General features: G+C 54.5%; 16 protein-coding genes, 1 tRNA gene and 1 rRNA gene. 12 read left to right on the top strand and 6 right to left on the bottom strand.

The features are described 5' to 3' along the window. Nucleotides 1–2 precede the first annotated feature (2 nt). The 3 genes from rrf to HC757_RS14020 all read left to right on the top strand — a co-directional run bounded on the left by rrf (nucleotide 3) and on the right by HC757_RS14020 (nucleotide 1080). A 5S ribosomal RNA gene (rrf, locus tag HC757_RS14030) occupies nucleotides 3–118 on the top strand. Between the two features lie 36 nt (nucleotides 119–154). Further along, nucleotides 155–231 (top strand) — tRNA-Asp (locus tag HC757_RS14025). Between the two features lie 597 nt (nucleotides 232–828). Then, the gene (locus HC757_RS14020; RefSeq protein ID WP_169564992.1) at nucleotides 829–1080 is read left to right on the top strand and encodes a YkgJ family cysteine cluster protein; all 252 of its coding nucleotides are present in this window, start codon (nucleotides 829–831) and stop codon (nucleotides 1078–1080) included. Between the two features lies 1 nt (nucleotide 1081). On the opposite strand, the gene HC757_RS14015 is transcribed toward HC757_RS14020, so the two are convergent. The 4 genes from HC757_RS14015 to gpmM are packed head-to-tail and all read right to left on the bottom strand — an operon-like array spanning nucleotide 1082 to nucleotide 5774. Beyond that, complete coding sequence (locus tag HC757_RS14015) at nucleotides 1082–1843, bottom strand: divergent polysaccharide deacetylase family protein (RefSeq protein WP_425313973.1); 762 nt, start codon at nucleotides 1841–1843, stop codon at nucleotides 1082–1084. A 12-nt stretch (nucleotides 1844–1855) separates the two neighbouring features. Continuing rightward, nucleotides 1856–3061: a S41 family peptidase gene (locus HC757_RS14010; RefSeq protein WP_169564991.1), complete on the bottom strand. Its 1206-nt coding sequence runs from the start codon at nucleotides 3059–3061 to the stop codon at nucleotides 1856–1858. 24 nt (nucleotides 3062–3085) lie between these two features. Further along, nucleotides 3086–4219 carry a peptidoglycan DD-metalloendopeptidase family protein gene (locus HC757_RS14005; RefSeq protein ID WP_169564990.1) on the bottom strand — a complete coding sequence of 378 codons (1134 nt, stop codon included), beginning with the start codon at nucleotides 4217–4219 and terminating at the stop codon, nucleotides 3086–3088. A gap of 7 nt (nucleotides 4220–4226) precedes the next feature. Then, complete coding sequence (gpmM, locus tag HC757_RS14000) at nucleotides 4227–5774, bottom strand: 2,3-bisphosphoglycerate-independent phosphoglycerate mutase (RefSeq protein ID WP_169564989.1); 1548 nt, start codon at nucleotides 5772–5774, stop codon at nucleotides 4227–4229. 298 nt (nucleotides 5775–6072) lie between these two features. On the opposite strand from gpmM, the gene HC757_RS13995 reads away from it, so the two are divergent. From HC757_RS13995 to HC757_RS13980, 4 genes are all read left to right on the top strand, one after another. Beyond that, the gene (locus tag HC757_RS13995) at nucleotides 6073–6507 is read left to right on the top strand and encodes a rhodanese-like domain-containing protein (protein WP_169564988.1); all 435 of its coding nucleotides are present in this window, start codon (nucleotides 6073–6075) and stop codon (nucleotides 6505–6507) included. A 218-nt stretch (nucleotides 6508–6725) separates the two neighbouring features. Further along, the gene (gene secB, locus HC757_RS13990; RefSeq protein WP_169564987.1) at nucleotides 6726–7214 is read left to right on the top strand and encodes a protein-export chaperone SecB; all 489 of its coding nucleotides are present in this window, start codon (nucleotides 6726–6728) and stop codon (nucleotides 7212–7214) included. An 8-nt stretch (nucleotides 7215–7222) separates the two neighbouring features. After that, nucleotides 7223–8239 (top strand): NAD(P)H-dependent glycerol-3-phosphate dehydrogenase, encoded by a 1017-nt coding sequence (gene gpsA, locus HC757_RS13985; protein ID WP_169564986.1) that lies wholly within the window; start codon nucleotides 7223–7225, stop codon nucleotides 8237–8239. Nucleotides 8240–8378: 139 nt separating this feature from the next. Further along, a complete protein-coding gene (locus HC757_RS13980; RefSeq protein WP_169564985.1) occupies nucleotides 8379–9563 on the top strand; it encodes an aminoacetone oxidase family FAD-binding enzyme in 1185 nt (394 codons plus the stop codon). 22 nt (nucleotides 9564–9585) lie between these two features. Here HC757_RS13980 and HC757_RS13975 read toward each other — a convergent pair whose 3' ends face one another. Further along, on the bottom strand, nucleotides 9586–10491 hold the full coding sequence (locus HC757_RS13975) for a LysR family transcriptional regulator (protein WP_169564984.1): 906 nt from the start codon (nucleotides 10489–10491) through the stop codon (nucleotides 9586–9588). Nucleotides 10492–10601: 110 nt separating this feature from the next. On the opposite strand from HC757_RS13975, the gene HC757_RS13970 reads away from it, so the two are divergent. From HC757_RS13970 to HC757_RS13955, 4 genes are all read left to right on the top strand, one after another. Continuing rightward, nucleotides 10602–11600 carry an NADP-dependent oxidoreductase gene (locus HC757_RS13970; protein WP_169564983.1) on the top strand — a complete coding sequence of 333 codons (999 nt, stop codon included), beginning with the start codon at nucleotides 10602–10604 and terminating at the stop codon, nucleotides 11598–11600. A gap of 463 nt (nucleotides 11601–12063) precedes the next feature. Next, entirely contained in the window at nucleotides 12064–12483 is a 420-nt protein-coding gene (locus HC757_RS13965; RefSeq protein ID WP_425313972.1) for an NlpC/P60 family protein, read from the top strand. Between the two features lie 162 nt (nucleotides 12484–12645). Beyond that, nucleotides 12646–13179 (top strand): molybdopterin adenylyltransferase, encoded by a 534-nt coding sequence (gene mog, locus HC757_RS13960; RefSeq protein WP_169564981.1) that lies wholly within the window; start codon nucleotides 12646–12648, stop codon nucleotides 13177–13179. A 283-nt stretch (nucleotides 13180–13462) separates the two neighbouring features. Continuing rightward, nucleotides 13463–14491: a LacI family DNA-binding transcriptional regulator gene (locus HC757_RS13955; protein ID WP_169564980.1), complete on the top strand. Its 1029-nt coding sequence runs from the start codon at nucleotides 13463–13465 to the stop codon at nucleotides 14489–14491. 92 nt (nucleotides 14492–14583) lie between these two features. On the opposite strand, the gene gtfA is transcribed toward HC757_RS13955, so the two are convergent. Then, nucleotides 14584–16086 carry a sucrose phosphorylase gene (gene gtfA, locus HC757_RS13950; protein ID WP_169564979.1) on the bottom strand — a complete coding sequence of 501 codons (1503 nt, stop codon included), beginning with the start codon at nucleotides 16084–16086 and terminating at the stop codon, nucleotides 14584–14586. A gap of 261 nt (nucleotides 16087–16347) precedes the next feature. Between gtfA and HC757_RS13945 the strand changes: the two genes are divergently transcribed. Beyond that, entirely contained in the window at nucleotides 16348–17568 is a 1221-nt protein-coding gene (locus HC757_RS13945; protein ID WP_169564978.1) for an MFS transporter, read from the top strand. Nucleotides 17569–17792 lie beyond the last annotated feature (224 nt).

Genomic DNA, 17792 nt, shown 5'->3' with positions numbered 1-17792 from the left:
TGTCTGGAAACCATAGCATTGTGGCCCCACCTGATCCCATCCCGAACTCAGAAGTGAAACGCAATCGCGCCGATGGTAGTGTGGGGTCTCCCCATGTGAGAGTAGGTCATTTCCAGGCGCCTAATTTAGCTTAACGTGCAAACGTTAAACTAAAGGAGCGGTAGTTCAGTTGGTTAGAATACCGGCCTGTCACGCCGGGGGTCGCGGGTTCGAGTCCCGTCCGCTCCGCCAACATCAAGACGAAAGCCTCATCGAAAGATGAGGCTTTTTTCGTTGTGTCAAAGAAAACTAAAGGAGCGGTAGTTCAGTTGGTTAGACTCTTTATTAGAGAAAGTCGGCCTGTCACACCGGGGGGCGCGGGTTTACTCTTGGTTTAAAATCAGCGTCCGCTCCGCCACTTACATAGAGGCCTCGTCATATGACGAGGCTTTTTTGTTTGTTGAATTGATAAGAAAACAGAGCGGTAGTTCAGTTGGACCAATAATGTTCCCGCCATTGTTTGGCATTCACCCCATCCATGGGGATTTTAGCTTTTTTATAAATAGAAAGCAGTGTGCATCCCTGCACTGAGCCAGTTCGACCTCCTATCTCTCGTTCATGAGCGCATGACTTCGTCATATTCACCCTGTCACACCGGGGGCGCGGGTTCACTCTTTCAACATCGGCGTCCGCTCCGCCAGCATCCAGGTGAGAGCCGCCGCAGCGCTTTTGTTTGGGGGTTTTCAAGGCCGGGTGAACCTTTGGCTGTCTCTGTCATCCTTTGAGGGTATCTCTGTGGCGATAGGGGTATAATAGCCGCTTTACAGGCTCAGGTTGTGGAAGGTTAAGATGGATTGTCGTCTCGGCTGCGGTGCTTGCTGCATAGCCCCATCAATAAGCAGTGCTATTCCGGGCATGCCGAATGGCAAGGCCGCCGGGGTGCGCTGTATTCAATTAACTGACGATAACTTATGTGGCATCTTTGGCCGGCCGGAGCGGCCCGCTGTGTGTGGCGAGTTCAGTGCATCACCAGATGTGTGTGGCGGCTCGAATGAGGAGGCACTGTGGCTGATCACTTCGTTGGAGACCCAGACAGGCTAGCTTAACGGCTGGTGCTCTGGTTACTCTTTAGCTGCGCCTTAGCCAGCCTCTGTGTCCCCTGGCCCAACAGGGCCGAGGTGGGCACCAAAGTAACTCCCTGCGCCGCGAGTCTCCTCAGGTTTTCCTTCAAAAACAACACCGTTTCCGGGTGTGGGTGGGCGATGACGACCAGGCTCCCCTGAGTCTTCGCCTGGGCAATGGCCTGACGAAACTGCTTTTCCAATACCTTGGGAGTCAAATCATTGTCGAGGAAGATGCCACGCTCCAGCAGCGGCACACCTTCGCGTCTGGCCTGCTTGCCTGCCTGGCTAAAATGCGTCGTTACACTGTCGACAAAATAGAGTTCATGCTGCTTCAGGCGCTGCATCACCCAATGCATGGGCAGTTGCAGTTGCGTGAGCAGGCTTCCCATATGATTATTGACCCCTTTGGCGAAGGGAATGCGCTCTAATGCCTTGTCTACCTGAGATTTAATCTCCGCTTCATCCATGAGATTGGTGAGGCCTCCCATGCCCAGGGCGTTGCCATTGAGCGCCTGCATGGGCAGATGCAGCATGATCTCATGGCCTTTGGCGTGGGCCTTATGGGCGAGTTGGTCGCCGAAGGGAGTGTAGGGCAGAATCGAGAGGGTGACATTTTGCGGCAGGCTCAATACCGCCGCATCGGTTCGTCTATAGCCTATGTCGTCTATGATGAGCGCTAATTGGGCTGCGTAAGCATGGGGCATGCCTGTCAGTAACAAGACTAGAAGAAGATAGCGCACTCGGCCTGCTTTTTAGTTATTGGTTTTAATCCATGCGATCGCCGAGTTTACCACTGTATCTTTGGCGATATCATCATGGGGATAGCTGGGCTCGATTATAGGCATATTCTCCCCCGCTAATACAGTCTCGGATGGAAATTTTATGTCTGGTTTTATGCCTTTAGCATGAATGTCTTCGCCGTTGGGAGTCTGGTAATGCGCTATGGTCAGCTTGATGGCATTGCCTTGGTTCAGGGTCGGGATCAGGCTCTGGACTGTGCCCTTGCCGAAGCTGGTCTGGCCCATGAGTTTCGCCCGGCCATTTTCCTGCAGGGCCGCCGCCAGAACTTCAGATGCGGATGCCGAGCCCTTGTTGATCAATACCAGCATGGGCTTGTCGGTCATTAAGCTGTCTGAGGAGGCATAGTACTCGGAGTTGGCATCGAAGAAGCGTCCCGAGGTGGAGACAATTTTGCCCTTGGCGAGAAAGAGATCGGCGATTTTGATGGCTTGATCCAACAGGCCGCCCGGGTTGTTGCGCAGATCCAGTATCAGCCCCTTGAGCGGCTGGCTTTGCCATCCCTGGAGCAGTTTCATCATGTCCTGGGTCGAGTCTTCCTGGAAGCTCGACAGCCTGATGTAGCCAATCTTATTGTCGAGTATCTTGCCTTCTACCGAGTCGACCTCGATTAGCGCCGGACTGAGCATTATCTGAAATTTTCCTTCGGCATTCTGGTGACTGATGACCAGGTCTATCGCTTGGTTCTTCAGGCTATGTTGCTTGATTTCCTGCAGCAGCTCGGACAGGTTACCAGCGCTGACCTGGACATCGTTGAGCGCTATGATCTGGTCGCCGGCGCGGATCCCTGCGTGTGCTGCCGGGGAGTTGGGGAAGGGGGCCACTATGGTGATCTTGTCGCTGTCGGTGGCGATTTCGAAGCCGAAACCGAAATACTCGCCCTTATTGCTGTCTCTGAGGCTCAGCTGCTCCTGATAGTTGAGCAGACTGGAATAGGGATCCAGATGGGCGAAGATCCCCTGAATAGCCGCCTGTATGAGTTCTTCCTTGGACATGGGTTGCACATAATAGGTCTCTATCGTGTCTACCACATCCAACAGCAGCGGAAAATCAAACTGAGAGTCCTGGGCCTGGGTATTTTCTTTACCCGAAAGGGTGACCGACAGCCCCAGGGTCAGCCCCAAGACGAGACAGCAGAGATAGCGGATATAGGATGACATGGAACCCCCTTAGTGGCTAAGGGGTCAGTGGCAGTATCTCGCCGGATCGACGGCTTGCCCCTTATGCCGTACCTCGAAGTATAGGCCAGGCTCGGTCTGTCCACCCGAACGTCCGACGAGTGCGATGGCTTCACCGGTTTTGACCAGGTCGCCGGGCGCCTTCAGCAACGCCTGGGCATGACCGTAGAGGCTCATGTAGCCCTTACCATGATCTATGACCAACACCATGCCGAAGCCCCTGAGCCAATCGGCATAGATGACTTGTCCGGCCGCCACTGCGTTGACATTCTGTCCTTCCGGCGCCGCCAGCATTATGCCTTTCCAGTTGAGTCGTCCTGAACGGCTGCTGCCGAAGCTGGCGCTGACTCTGCCCTTGGTGGGCCAACTCAGTTTGCCCTTGAGCGCGTCCAAGCCGTCCATGGAGGGGGTGTTCTTCATGGCGAGCAAGGCCTGCTCCACTATGCGTTTCAGACTTGCCTCTTCTATCTGTAACTGTTCCAGCTCTTCGGCCTTGCTTGAGAGGGTGCGCTGTAGCTCGGTCAGGGTGGATTTACGTTGGCTCTGCTCCTGGCTCAGGCGTTTGGCCTGTTCCTGTTGGGTGATGATCAAGGCATTGAGCTGCTGCTGTTTGTCCTTCTGGCTGCTGCGGATCTCATTCAGGGCCGAGAGTGTTTGTTTCAGCTGATCTATGGCCTGGGTGCGGGCCTTGTTCAAATATTGGTAGTAGGCCAGCAGGCGTTCTATGCTGGCCGGGTCCTGCTGATTGAGCAACATCTTGCTGTAGTCGTGGTTGCCGGCGAGGTAGGCGCTGGATAACTGTTTCGAGAGTGTCTGTTGTTGGCTGAGCCTGAGGGTGTCCAGCTGTTGCTGGCGCCGGTTGAGCTCGACCAGCTTGGCATCCAGAGCGGCGAGTTCGCTCTTGGTGGCGTTGACCCGCTTCGCCGCCTCGGCAATCGCCTTCTCATCACTCTTGAGCAGGCTGACCAGCTTTTCTCTTTGCTTGCCGGTATCCTGCAGGGCGCTCTGCTGCTTATTGATCTGCGCCTGGATGGATTTGAGCTCGGATTGACGCCGCTCCAGATCCGAAGACAGCGCAGGTTGAGACAAGATAAGCAAGCCAGCGACCAGGCTGGCTTTGATTGACAGTCGTATATTCACTGCCGGCTTATGACTCAAGTAATTCGATCAGTGGCTGTCCCGTCATTTCTTCGGGAATGGTTTCGCCCATGAGGGTCAACATGGTTGGCGCTATGTCGCTGAGGCGACCGCCTTCCTTGATCTTGGCCTTGCGGCCAACGAAGAGGAAAGGCACCAGCTCGCTGGTATGGGCGGTATGGGCCTGGCCGGTAGACTCATCGACCATCTTCTCGGCGTTGCCATGATCCGCCGTGATGATGCATTCGCCGTCGACCTTGGCCAGGGCCTCGACCACCCGGCCTATGCAGGCATCTACTGCCTCACAGGCCTTGACCGCGGCGTCGAAATTACCGCTATGGCCCACCATGTCGCCATTGGGATAGTTGCATATGATGACATCGTACTTGGTCGACTCTATGGCTTCGACCAGCTTATCCGTCAGTTCGGCCGAATTCATCTCCGGCTGCAGATCATAGGTGGCGACCTTGGGCGATTGGATCAGGATACGATCTTCACCCTCGAACGGCGTCTCTTTCCCCCCGTTGAAGAAGAAGGTCACATGGGCATACTTCTCGGTTTCCGAGATGCGCAGCTGGGTCTTGCCGCGGTTTTGCAGCACTTCGCCCAAGGTGTTGACCAGATCCACTGAGGGATAGGCGACAGGCGCCTGGATATCGGCGGCGTATTCGGTCAGCATCACGAAATGGATCTTGGGGGTGACGGCCCGCGGGAAGCCGTCGAAGTCGGCATTGACGAAGCTGCGGGTGATCTGACGGGCACGGTCGGCGCGGAAATTCATGAAAATCAGCGCATCGCCATCCTCTAGGGTGGCGATGCGGCCGTCGGCATCCGTGATCGCCGAGGCGCCGACGAATTCGTCGTTTTCATCACGGGCATAGGCGGCATCCAGGGCGTCGAGGGCGTTGCCATAGCTGTGCTTACCCTTGCCTTGGGTGATCAGCTCATAGGCCTGGGATACCCGATCCCAGCGATTGTCCCTGTCCATGGCATAGTATCTGCCTATGATGGAGGCGATTCGGCCATGGCCCAGGCCGGCAAAGAGGTCGTTAAAGTGTGCCAGGCTGCCCTTGGCGCTGCGGGGCGGGGTATCGCGACCATCGAGGAAGGCATGCAGATAAACCTTGGTTGCACCGCGCTTCACCGCCATGCGGCACATGGCTTCGATATGGTCTTCGTGACTGTGCACGCCACCGGCCGACAACAGGCCCATGAGGTGTACCGCACCCTTGGCGGCGATAGCGGCATCGACCGCTGCAACCAGCGCCGGGTTACTGTCGAATTCACCATCTTCTATGTCTTTGCTGATGCGCGACAATTCCTGGTAAACGATGCGACCCGAACCCAGGTTGATATGCCCTACTTCCGAGTTGCCCATCTGCCCGTCCGGCAGGCCGACATCATAGCCTGAGCCAGACACCAAACTGTGGGCATACTGGGCATTGAGTCGATCCAGCACTGGGGTATTGGCGTGAAAAATCGCGTTCTTATGGGTTTCTTCACGATAACCCCAGCCATCGAGTATGAGTAATGCCAGAGGACGTTTACTTGTCTTCATCTTGATACCTTTAAGTTTGATCTGACCCGAATCGAATGCGACAAGGGACTTGGCGCCGAATTGCAGGGCATTGGAAGTGGTAGAAACCTGAAATTGGTTAAATATTACTACGTAAGGCAGGTGTGAAAAAGCGCTTTACCCGGATAATCCTCACCGAGTGCTTAATAATGGCTGCCAAGGCCGGGTCTATGGCCTCAACCCATGGCTTGTCCGGCGCCGACTAACTTGCTGCATTCTGCCAAGGCAATGGGTATACTCTGGGCCTTAAACTTCTTTGCCATCTAAATGGGCCTAAACCATGCAAGAATATATCGAATTTTTTAAAGCTCACGCCATGCTCAGCCTGGCCTGGGTGGGTTTGTTTGTCGTACTCCTGGTGAGCCTGATCAAGTCCGGCACCTCGAAGATCAAGAATATCAATCCACAGGAGCTGACGCTGCTGATCAATCGTCAGGAAGCCAAGGTGGTTGATGTGCGGACAAAAGACGAGTTTCGCAAGGGTCATATAGTCGATGCCATCAACCTGACTCTGGCAGAGATTAAAAATAATCAGCTGGCAAGCCTTGAAAAGCATAAAACCAGTCCCATTATATTGGTATGTAACACTGGCATAACATCATCGCAGGCGGCCCAGCTGCTGATTAAACAAGGTTTTGAGCAAGTGTTTAATCTCAAAGGCGGCATGGGCGATTGGCAGGCGGCAAATATGCCGGTTGCCAAGAGCAAGAGATAATGTTGTAGACTTGAGCGCCGAGCTTGCTCTGCTGCGCTATGGCAGCGGGGATTCGGTAACACAAGGATGATGTCCAGCGCGGCAGGATCGACTAGGGCTCAAGCTTAAGTTCGTTCTAAACCCCGGGATAGTGCTGAGATCTCGGATCTCGCAAGGCAAAAGCCCTGAATATTGGCTTTCAAAGAAAAAGCCGAACTAACATTGGAAGGTAGGAAATTATGGCTGAAGTAGCAAACAACGAACAACAAGCCCCACAGTTCAACATTCAACGGATCTACACCAAGGACATTTCTTTCGAAACGCCAAACAGCCCAGGCGTATTCCAGAAAGAATGGAACCCGGAAGTTAAGCTGGATCTGGACACTCGCAGCGCCAAGCTGGCCGACGACGTCTACGAAGTCGTACTGTCTCTGACCGTGACCGCGAAAAATGGTGAAGAAACCGCTTTCCTGTGTGAAGTTCAGCAAGCGGGTATTTTCTCAATTCAAGGTCTGACCGAGCCGCAACTGGCACATTCTTTAGGCGCATACTGCCCTAACGTGCTGTTCCCATACGCTCGCGAAGCCGTTGGCAGCCTGGTTGGCCGTGGTACTTTCCCACAACTGAACCTGGCACCCGTTAACTTCGACGCCCTGTTTGCTCAATACGTGCAACAACGTCAAGCCGCTGCGGCCGAAGCCACAACTGCCGAAGAAGCCAACGCGTAAGTTAAAGCATGAAAAACTCTGCCGATATTACGGTATTGGGGGCGGGCTCTTATGGCACCGCCCTCGCCATTTCTTTGGCCAGCAACGGCCACAAGACCCTGTTATGGGGGCATAATCCTGACAAGTTGCGCCTGTTGGCCGATGAGCGCTGCAATCAGGCTTTTCTGCCCGGTATTCAATTTCCCGATTGTCTGGAAATCGAAGCCGACTTGGGCAAGGCGCTGGCAGCCAGTCGCAATGTGTTGCTGGTGGTCCCGAGCCATGTGTTCGCTGAGGTATTGGCCCAGGCCAAGCCCCTGCTGCGCAGCGATGCCCGCATCGTCTGGGCCACCAAAGGGCTGGAACCCGAAACAGGACGTTTGCTGCAGGATGTTGCCCGCGATGTATTGGGCGAGCAATTTCCCTTGGCTGTGCTGTCCGGGCCCACCTTCGCCAAAGAGTTGGCTCAGGGCCTACCGACGGCCATTTCCGTTGCCGGGACTTGTCCTGCGTTCACCCAGGATCTGGTGGAGTTGCTGCATAGCCCCAAGCGTCTGCGTGTCTATGCCAACGATGATTTCATCGGCCTGCAACTGGGCGGCGCCGTCAAGAACGTCATCGCCATAGGTGCCGGCATGTCCGATGGCATAGGCTTCGGTGCCAACGCCAGAACGGCACTGATCACCCGCGGCTTAGTCGAACTGACCCGTCTGGGTGAAGCCCTGGGCGCCAATGCGGCCACCTTCATGGGCATGGCAGGTTTGGGTGATCTGGTGCTGACCTGTACCGACAACCAATCCCGTAACCGCCGCTTCGGTCTGGCGCTGGGTAAGGGCTGCGATGTCGACACCGCCCAGGCCGAAATAGGCCAGGTGGTCGAAGGCTACCGCAACACCAAGGAAGTCTACACCCTGGCGCACCGCCTCGGGGTCGAGATGCCGATCACAGAGCAGATCTATCAGGTGCTCTATGGTGGTAAATCGCCGGTGGATGCCGCCAAAGAGTTGCTCAGCAGAGAACAGAAATCGGAAACACCCGCGTCCTAGCATGGGGGTGATGCTGAAAAGAGCAAAGGGTGCTAGAATAGCGCCCTTTTTTGTGGGCGAAATTTGAGCAGTTCTGTGTTCGAATCGCCGTCAGGGCCGGCAAGTTGAATGCGTTTATTTTTACGTTTGGAGCAGTGCAGTGAAACATCATGAGGTTATTATCATCGGCGCCGGCGCGGCAGGATTGATGTGCGCAGCCACGGCGGGTTACCGAGGTCGTGATGTGCTGCTACTGGACAACGCCAAGCAGGCCGGCCGCAAGATCCTCATCAGCGGCGGTGGCCGGTGTAACTTCACCAATCTGAGGGTCGAGCCGGGCAATTTTCTCTGCGGCAATCCGCACTTCGTCAAATCGGCGCTGGCCCGTTACCCTTCGGGGCAATTTATCGAGCTGGTGGAGCGTCACGGCATAGAGTATCACGAGCGGGATCATGGCCAGTTGTTCTGCAACGACTCGGCCAAGGAGATAGTGCAGATGCTGCTGACCGAATGCGACTGGGCCGGGGTGACCATCAAGCTGCGCACCGAGATCCTGGCCGTGGTCAAGACGGCGGCGGGCAAGTTCGAACTCAATACTGCCAATGGCCCCTTGAGCTGTGATTCGCTGGTGATCGCCACCGGCGGCCTGTCGATGCCCAAGTTGGGCGCCACGCCCTATGGTTATCAGCTCGCAGAGCAGTTTGGTCTCAAGGTGTTGCCGACCCACGCCGGCCTGGTGCCTTTTACCTGGCACAGCGAAGACAAGCTGCGCTTCGAGCCCCTGTCGGGCATAGCCGTGCCCAGCCGCATTACCGCCAAAGACGGCACTGCCTTCAGCGAAGCCTTGCTGTTTACCCACCGCGGCCTGTCGGGACCGGCGATACTGCAGATCTCCAACTACTGGAAGGCCGGTGAGACCATAGAAATCGACCTGTTGCCGTCACTGGATGCGGCCCAGGCGCTGGAACAGCAATTGGCGGCCCATCCCAGGCAGAGCCTGCGCAACACCCTCAGCCTGTGGCTGCCCAAGCGCCTGGTGGAGGTGCTGTTCGCCGAAGCCCTGTTGGATAAGGCCCTCAATCAGCTGCTGCATGCCGAGCGCGCCGGCTTAGCCGACAGCCTGCATCGCTGGACTGTGCTGATGAACGGCACCGAAGGCTACCGCACCGCCGAGGTGACCCTGGGCGGCGTCGACAGCAACGAGCTGTCATCCAAGACCATGGAAGCCAGCAAGGTGCCGGGGCTGTATTTCATCGGCGAAGTAATGGACGTCAGCGGCTGGCTCGGCGGCTTCAACTTCCAGTGGGCCTGGGCCTCGGGCGCCGCCGCCGGCCAGGCAGTATAGCCAGGCTCAGGGGCATTTCGGCTTAGCCCCTTCCTTTCACCCGGGCGCTGATAAAGTCGACGGCGGCTTTGACCTTGGGGGTGGCGTAGGCCAGTTTTTGGTACAGCATGTACACCCCAAGGTCTTGGTTTTGGGTGATGCTCAAAGGCTCGGCAAAGGTCAGTTCCTGCAATTCATCCTTGTCGAAGTGGGGCTGCAAAACCCAACGAGGCATCATTAAAATACCCCATCCTTCGATGGCTTTGCGCACCAGCCACTTGCCGTTATTGGTGGTTAATATGCTGGGCGCCGAGACGTCTTGCCACTGCCCTTGAATTTCACTCCACCAGGGGGTCGCTCCCATGGGCGTCTTAAAATACAAGCCTCGGTGGCTTTTCAAATCGCTTGTGCTGGCCGGCATGCCGGCTTTATTCAAGTACAGCGCCGATGCCGCAGCAACAAACTGATTGTCCATGAGCTGAATGGCCACCACCCGCTCGTCCGGGGCAAAGCCTCCACGAATGGCAATGTCGACATCGTCCCGCCCCAGCTTGGACAATTCATCGCTGAGCACCACTTCCAACAGCACATCCGGGTATAGCGTCGCAAACTCATCCAGTATCGGAATTAACATCCGCTCACCGAAGCCCACCATGGAGCTGATTTTCAATGTCCCGGTAGGTATGGTCTGATATTCCCGAACGGCTTTATTGCATTGTTCCAGCTGCGCCAGGACGCCTTTCACCTGCTGTAAATACTGACGGCCGACCTCGGTTAATGCCACGCTACGGGTCGTCCTTGTCAGCAACTGGGCGCCTAAGCTGGCTTCCAAGTCTGCGATGCGCCGGGAGATCGACGAGGCGGGCACCTCGAAGCGTTTCGCCGCCGCACTGAAATTCCCCGCCTCTGCCGTGGCGGTAAAATATTTCAAGGCCCTTAACTGATCCATATAACGCCCATTTATTGCTATTAAGACAATAGAGTTTAGCATTTCACTGGCTATATCTCACAAGAATCATGAGTAATACTGCAGTCATACTTCTACTCAAGGAAATACCCATGACGCACTATACTGAAATTTTGTTAACCCAACGTCCGGACGACAAGCCCATTGGTCCTCAGCTGTTTGAGGTGGTGCAAAAAGCCATACCGAGCGCCGGCCCGGGTCAAGTGCTGGTCAAACAGACCCATATGTCATTAGATCCGGCGATGATAGGGTGGATGAGTCCTAACACAGACAGCTACATACCCCCGGTCGCCTTGGGGAGCGTCATGCGTTCCAGTGGCTTCGGTGAGGTGGTGGAGTCAAACCATCCGGATTTTGCCGTCGGGGATAGGGTGATGGGCATGATGGGATGGACGGAATATAGCCTTAACAACGGTCAAGGTCTTAACAAGGTTCAGCCCGGTGTCGATGCAGAAACTGCATTGTCGGTGTTTGCGCTTCCGGGTTTAACCGCCATACAAGGTTTGTTTAACGTCGGCAAACCCAAAGCGGGTGAAACTCTGGTGGTGACGGGCGCCGCGGGCTCGGTGGGATCTATTGTGGGGCAGCTGGCCAAGGCCGAGGGTCTTAGGGTCATAGGGGTTGTCGGCAGCGATGAGAAAGCAGACTGGATCCTGGAGGAACTGGGCTTCGATGGCGCCATCAACTATAAGTCCGGCAACCTGGAGGAGCAACTCAGGGAATTGACCCCTGACGGAGTCGATATCTTTTTTGAGAACACGGGCGGCCCGATCCAACAGCATATTTTCAATCGCATGAATAGCTTCGGACGCATTGTCGTGTGTGGCATGATCGCAGATTATGTTTCGGCTAGTCCTGCTCCAGGTCCAAGTTGGATCCGGGTGATTCAAAAGCGCATCACAATTCAAGGCTTTACCATGCCGGATCATTTCGGTGATGTGCCTGCCCTGTTGGCTAAACTGACCCCCTATGTCATGCAGGGCAAGATTCAATACCGCACCCACATGTTAGAAGGGCTGGAGTCTGCCATGTCGGGCTTGAATCTCTTGCTGAGCGGTGGCAACCGAGGCAAGTTAATTGTGAAGTTGTAATACAGCCAAGGCCCTGTGTCATGGCATCAGGCTCGAGTAAGATGAAGCATCGAGCCTGAGGCTTTTGCCGTTATGTGCGTCACCACCCTGTGTGTGAATGCCACGCCGGCTAGCCTGAGACGGTGGCCCAGCCCGGAAACCCGCGCGCGTCAGTTAGGCTTCGCATCAGGTGACACAGTTAGGGCCGTGGATAGCGAACCTGAGTCTCACCTGATCATCCCTCAACTGAGCATGCAGGCCGACCACTCAGGTGATAGAATCCTTTACACCTAAGGGGATGACAGGGCCTTATGTTGCAACGTGCAGAGCATGTTGATTGAACATCGGACGCCTTATCCTGCCACCTATTCAGCCACAGAGACACGCTAACCTAATGGACTCGGGTATTATGCGCAGGCGCAGCATCGGTTTATTGAGCCTCCTCATCTTGGGGCTTGGTGGTTGCGCCGCGACTCAGGATGAGGTGAGCGCAATTCAAGCCGCCGAGCCCGCCGCGCCCAGGAGCGTTCCCCAGTTAACTCACTACCAGGCGCTGTTGGCGCTGCATGAGGAATGGCGGGGGGTGCCCTATCGCTTCGGCGGCAACAGCAAGCGCGGCATCGACTGCTCGGCGCTGGTGGCCCTGGCCTTGAAGGATATGCTGGGGAAGCAGCTGCCGAGAACCGTTGCCGAGCAGCGCAGGTTAGGCAAGGAAGTGCCCCGCAATGAGCTGCAAAGCGGCGATCTGCTGTTCTTCAAGACGGGTAGTTCGAGCCGGCATGTGGGCATCTATCTGGATAAAGACAGGTTCCTCCATGCTTCGACCAGCAAAGGGGTGACCGTTTCCAGCCTGCTCAATCCCTACTGGGCGGCCAAGTACTGGGTGGCGAAACGCCTCTGGTAGCCTGGCACTCTTTCCGGCCCGGAGCGCCCCAAAGGGGAAGAATTCCCTGTGCAGGCGCGCACAATCGCAAACCAATTATGCTATTTTAACGGCCGGCAATGAGTGCTGTTGCCATGATTGCCCGGCTAACGGGTAAGTTGAATAAGCAGGAGATAGAGTGACATGGATAAGGCGAAAATAGGCATAGTGACTGTCAGCGACCGGGCCAGTGCCGGCGTGTACGAAGATCTCTCCGGGCAGGCGATCCTGGATACCCTCAAGGCCTATCTCACTTCCGAATGGGAGCCGGTATACAAGGTGATCCCGGATGAGAGACAGCTGATCGAGAATACCCTGATCGAGTTGGCCGATGATGTGGGTTGCTGCCTGATAGTCACCACAGGCGGCACAGGGCCGGCCAAACGCGACGTGACCCCGGAGGCGACCGAGGCCGTATGTGAGCGCATGATGCCGGGATTCGGTGAGCTGATGCGCGCCGAGTCGCTGAAGTTTGTGCCCACAGCGATACTGTCGCGCCAGACTGCCGGCTTGCGCGGCCATAGTCTGATAGTCAATCTGCCCGGCAAGCCCAAGTCGATCCGCGAATGCCTGGATGCGGTGTTCCCAGCCATTCCCTATTGCATAGATCTGATGGAAGGGCCCTTTTTGGAGTGCAATCCTGAGGTGATCAAGGCGTTCCGGCCCAAGGCCAAGTAGTCTTAAGCCGCCAAGCCGAGCGCGCCTGGATGCGCTCATTCCTCGCCATCCCATCTCCCGTATTCACCTGGATCTGATGGCAGGGGGCCGATGGCAGGGGGCGCTTGCGTGTCACGCGCTGCATTTGTGCCCGAGGCGCTGCGGCCCAAGGCGAAATAACCTGGCATCTGCCATTCCAGCCCTTGGCATTAACCTGGATTTGCAGGTGCGTGACCCATTTAAGGCGTGTACTATTTGCGCTGAGCCGTACTTTTGTGGCCTTATTCGACTCCAGGAAATAAGCATGACAACAAAACACTGGACCCTAAAGAGCATTGCCAACGAGTTGGGTGTCTCTAGTGCCACAGTTTCCAACGCGTTTAATCGCCCCGACCAACTATCGGAAAAACGTCGTAACGACATTTTGGCTGCCTGCACTAAGCTGGGCTATTTCGGGCCGAATAAAGCGGCTCAGTCCCTACGCAAGGGCAAGTTTGATACTGTGGCCTTGGTGTTGTCTGACAGCGTGGAATATATGGTGTCCGATCCCGTCGCCAGCAAATTTATGAAGGGTGTCGCCTCGGTTTTGGAGCAGGAGAAACTGAATTTACTGCTGTTTTCGGGCAGTTCCGACAGCGTGAATGCGGTCGCCGACTTCGTGGATGGTTTTATCTGTTATGGTCGTCCGCGCAATGCCCTGTTGGCCGAGCAGTTAAAGCAGGTCAAGAAAAAGGTCGTCACGGTCGACTTTGATATCCATCGCAATGCGTCTGTGGGCATAGACAATAAGGCCGCCGCCTATGAAGTGGCGAAACTGGCATTGCAGTCGCCTGCGGATAATGTGGCTATTTTGGGGCTGCGTTTGCTCGATACCCACTTAACTTGCCGAGTTTATGATTTGAATTTGCTGGAGATAGATACCTCTATCGCCCATCAAAGGTTGCAGGGTTACTTGCAAGCGATCGCAGAAGCAGGCGTTGTACTGGGGCAAGACAGGATTTGGAATATCCCAGAGAGCAATGCCGACTATGCGGCGATAGCGGCAAAAGAAGCGCTGAACTCGACTCCGCGTCCGAATGTGTTTTTATGCATGAGTGACTTAATCGCCCTGAGTGTGCTCGATGAAGCACAGGCCATGGGGCTGAGTGTTCCCGAACAAGTGCGAGTCGTGGGCTTTGATGGCATAGATGAAGGCATGCGCTCCAATCCGCCGCTAACCACTGTCTACCAATACTCTGAGCAGAAGGGCCGAAAAGCGGCGCAAATGTTCGTCAGTGATGCAGTGCATGCGGAAGTCTTGGGCTATGAGTTGCGTCTGGGTAAGAGCTGCTAGCAGCTAACCTCTTAACTAAAAAGGCGCATTGAATGCGCCTTTTTGCTATCTGCCGACTAGGTCGTTCGGCTTACACTCAAGCTCAGGCAGACTCAGACTTGAGACTGCGCCAGCAGTTTTGATAACGACACCTGCATCTCTTGGCCTTGCTCATCCAATAGCATGATTTGGCCATCCTTATTGGTAAAGTCGAGGGTGAGACTCGCCCGCGAAGCTGCCGCAGCCCAAGATAAGGTCAAGGTACGCTCCTTTGATGCCCCAGCTTCATTCGATGTCATAGTAAAACGGCCATCGAAGGCTGGGCTGCTATTACGCAGTTTAATCAGCTTCGTTAGCGCCTTGACTACGGGTTTCTGTAACCCTTGCTGCACCTTTTCTGGGGTCAAGTAGGGCCGATTGATGTCGCGACCCACCTGGGTGTTGTTGAGCAGTGCCATATCGTTCGGCATTGCCAGCAGCCCCGCGTAATACACCTGCGGAATACCAGGTGCGAAAAACTGAATCGCCCGCGCCATCAAGTAATCCAGGTCATTCTGACCGAGGGCATCGTAGTAGGTGCAGTTGATCTGGTACAAGTCGACGTTGCTGGCGGCGGCACCCGTGGCCTGTAGACTCTCGCCCTTGCTGTTGCCGTGTATGGTCTCAACCAGATTATCGATTTGAGTTTCGGTCAATAATCCGCGCAAGCCATCCATGGGACCGACATCGATGATGCCGATGCCGTCGTGGGTGTCGAGTACGGTAATGCAGTTGCGCGGCGCCATTTCGAGCCAGTGGGTCAAGGCTTGGCAATCTTGGCTGAACAGGGTGTGCAATATGAGGGGTGGCAGGGCGAAGTCGTATACCATGTCGACCCGCTTGGCGATTTCGACCTGAGTCATATGGTGCGAATGGATTTCGGCCAGAGTAGTCATACCCAACTCATTGGCTTGCTTGGCTAATTTATCCACAAACTCGAAGGACTCTTCGATCATAAAGCAACTGGTGCCGGGCTTCTTAACCGCATAGCCAGCAGCATCCAGGCGGATCAGATTCACCTTACTGTGGTCGAAACGTGCCAGAACCCGGTTTAAATACTCTTTACCCGCGGCCGAGTTGACGTCGATATCGATTTGATTGCGGGTAAAGGTGGTCCAAAATTCTTCGGTCGAGCCATCGGCCAAGGTGTAAGTGCTGAAACAACTGCCCGGACGTGGACGATAGATAGCGGCTCGATCTTGCTCGCTTAATCCCTCTGGGAATACCTTGTCTTTGGTTAGAAACAAATCCCAGTAAGCCGATTGTTTGCCGTGCTTGAGCACGTCTTTAAATTCCGGCGACTCGGCGGACATATGGTTAACGATAAGGTCGGCCATGATGTCGTAGTCATCACCAATGCGTTTAACGTCATCCCAATTACCTAAGCGTGAATCGACTTGTACATGGTCTATGGGATCGAAGCCCGCATCACTGCCGTCAATGGGAAAATAGAAAGGCAAAAGATGCACGCCGCCGAACAGGCCTTGCAACTCGTCATCGAGCAGCGCTTTGAGCTCCTTGAGCCCGGCATTGGTAATCCTGTCGACATAGGTGATTAGTTGCACTTGATTTTTCATACTTTGCCCACGCTTGAGTTGTCTTTCCAGAGTAAAGGTTTATGGCGGTCTTTTAATTGATTTGCACAACCGAACTTAATCGATTAAGTTGTATGTTTAACCAATGTGAAACATTATTCAAGTGGTTTGTTGGATTTTTGAGTTAGTCTCAAGTTTTGGGGGAGGCAGGCTCGTTGCTGTACATAAAAGCCGAAACCCTTGCAGTATGCTGTCACTAGCGGCTGAGAGCGGGTAGGTATAATAACGATAAGGTGAAATGGTATGGTAAGTGATTCAAAAGGTTGCGATAACCGTAATCATACCCGTATTCGGGTGCTCACATATTTGATGTTTTTCATGTTCGCTATGACCTCGGATGCCGTGGGCGTCATTATTCCAGAGTTGATATCCCAGTTTGGTTTATCCATGTCGCAGGCCAGTGCTTTCCACTATATGCCGATGATTTTTATCGCGATTAGTGGGCTGTTTCTAGGCTTCTTGGCGGATAGGATAGGGCGTAAGTTAACCATTCTATTGGGGCTGTTATTATTCGCGCTCGCCTGTTTCATGTTTGCGCTGGGGGAGTCTTTTTACTATTTCCTGTTTCTGCTCGCCTTTGTCGGCACTGCGATTGGCGTCTTTAAGACGGGCGCGCTCGGGCTTATCGGCGATATCTCGGCCTCCTCAAAACAGCATTCGCGCACCATGAATACTGTGGAGGGCTTCTTCGGTGTCGGCGCCATGATAGGGCCGGCCATCGTCAGTTATTTACTGATCAGCGGCGTCTCCTGGAAGTACTTGTATTTTGGGGCGGGTTGCTTCTGTTTGGTGCTGTGTTGGTTAGCCTTCCGGGCGGATTATCCGCAAATTAAGCGTTCATCCACTGACGCCATTAACCTTGCCAGCACCTTTAGGATGATGAAAAACCCTTATGCATTAGGGTTTTCTCTCGCGATAGGCTTATACGTTGCGACCGAAGTGGCGATTTACGTGTGGATGCCGACCTTGCTGCAAAGCTATCAGGGCGATTACACCACACTGGCCGCCTACGCCCTGACGATCTTTTTTACCCTGCGTGCGGCTGGCCGCTTTCTGGGTGGCTGGGTGCTAGATCGCTTCCCTTGGCAGCAGGTGATGTTCTGGTTTAGTTTTGCGATAAGTGCTTGTTATCTTGGGTCGATGATCTACGGTATTGAGGCCGCCGTCGTCTTGCTGCCCCTGTCTGGGCTGTTTATGTCCATGATGTATCCCACGCTTAACTCCAAGGGAATTAGCTGTTTCCCTGTGGATCAGCATGGCTCAGTGGCCGGGGTGATCTTGTTTTTTACTGCCGTGTCCGCCGCCGCAGGGCCCTTGTTGATGGGCCTGGTGGGCGACATCTTCGGCCATGTTAAATATGGCTTCTACCTCGCCACAGGTTTCGCCATTTTGTTGTGTCTCCTCAGCGGATTTAACCTGGCTAAAGATCCGGCACGCCATTTGTTAGCCTTAGATGTGCACTAATTTGGGCTGTGGCAGAAAATATTTTTATGTCACATTTCTACAATTAATCAATGCTTTGACTTAATACACCCAGAGTGTGAACCAAAACTGTGCAAAAAACGCACTTGCTTTTTGTGGCTAAGTTGCTAGCTTGTTAACTTAATCGATTAAGTTTCTTTGGGGTTAAGTTCAATATGACCTTGAATGATGACTGAGATGGTTCTTCGATTAATCACAATTCGGTA

The sequence above is a fragment of the Shewanella salipaludis genome (genome assembly GCF_012911865.1).
GTDB classification, from domain to species: Bacteria; Pseudomonadota; Gammaproteobacteria; order Enterobacterales; family Shewanellaceae; genus Shewanella; species Shewanella salipaludis.
The sequence above is the reverse complement of the archived record's forward strand: the minus strand, read 5'-3'. Positions and strand labels throughout refer to the sequence as shown.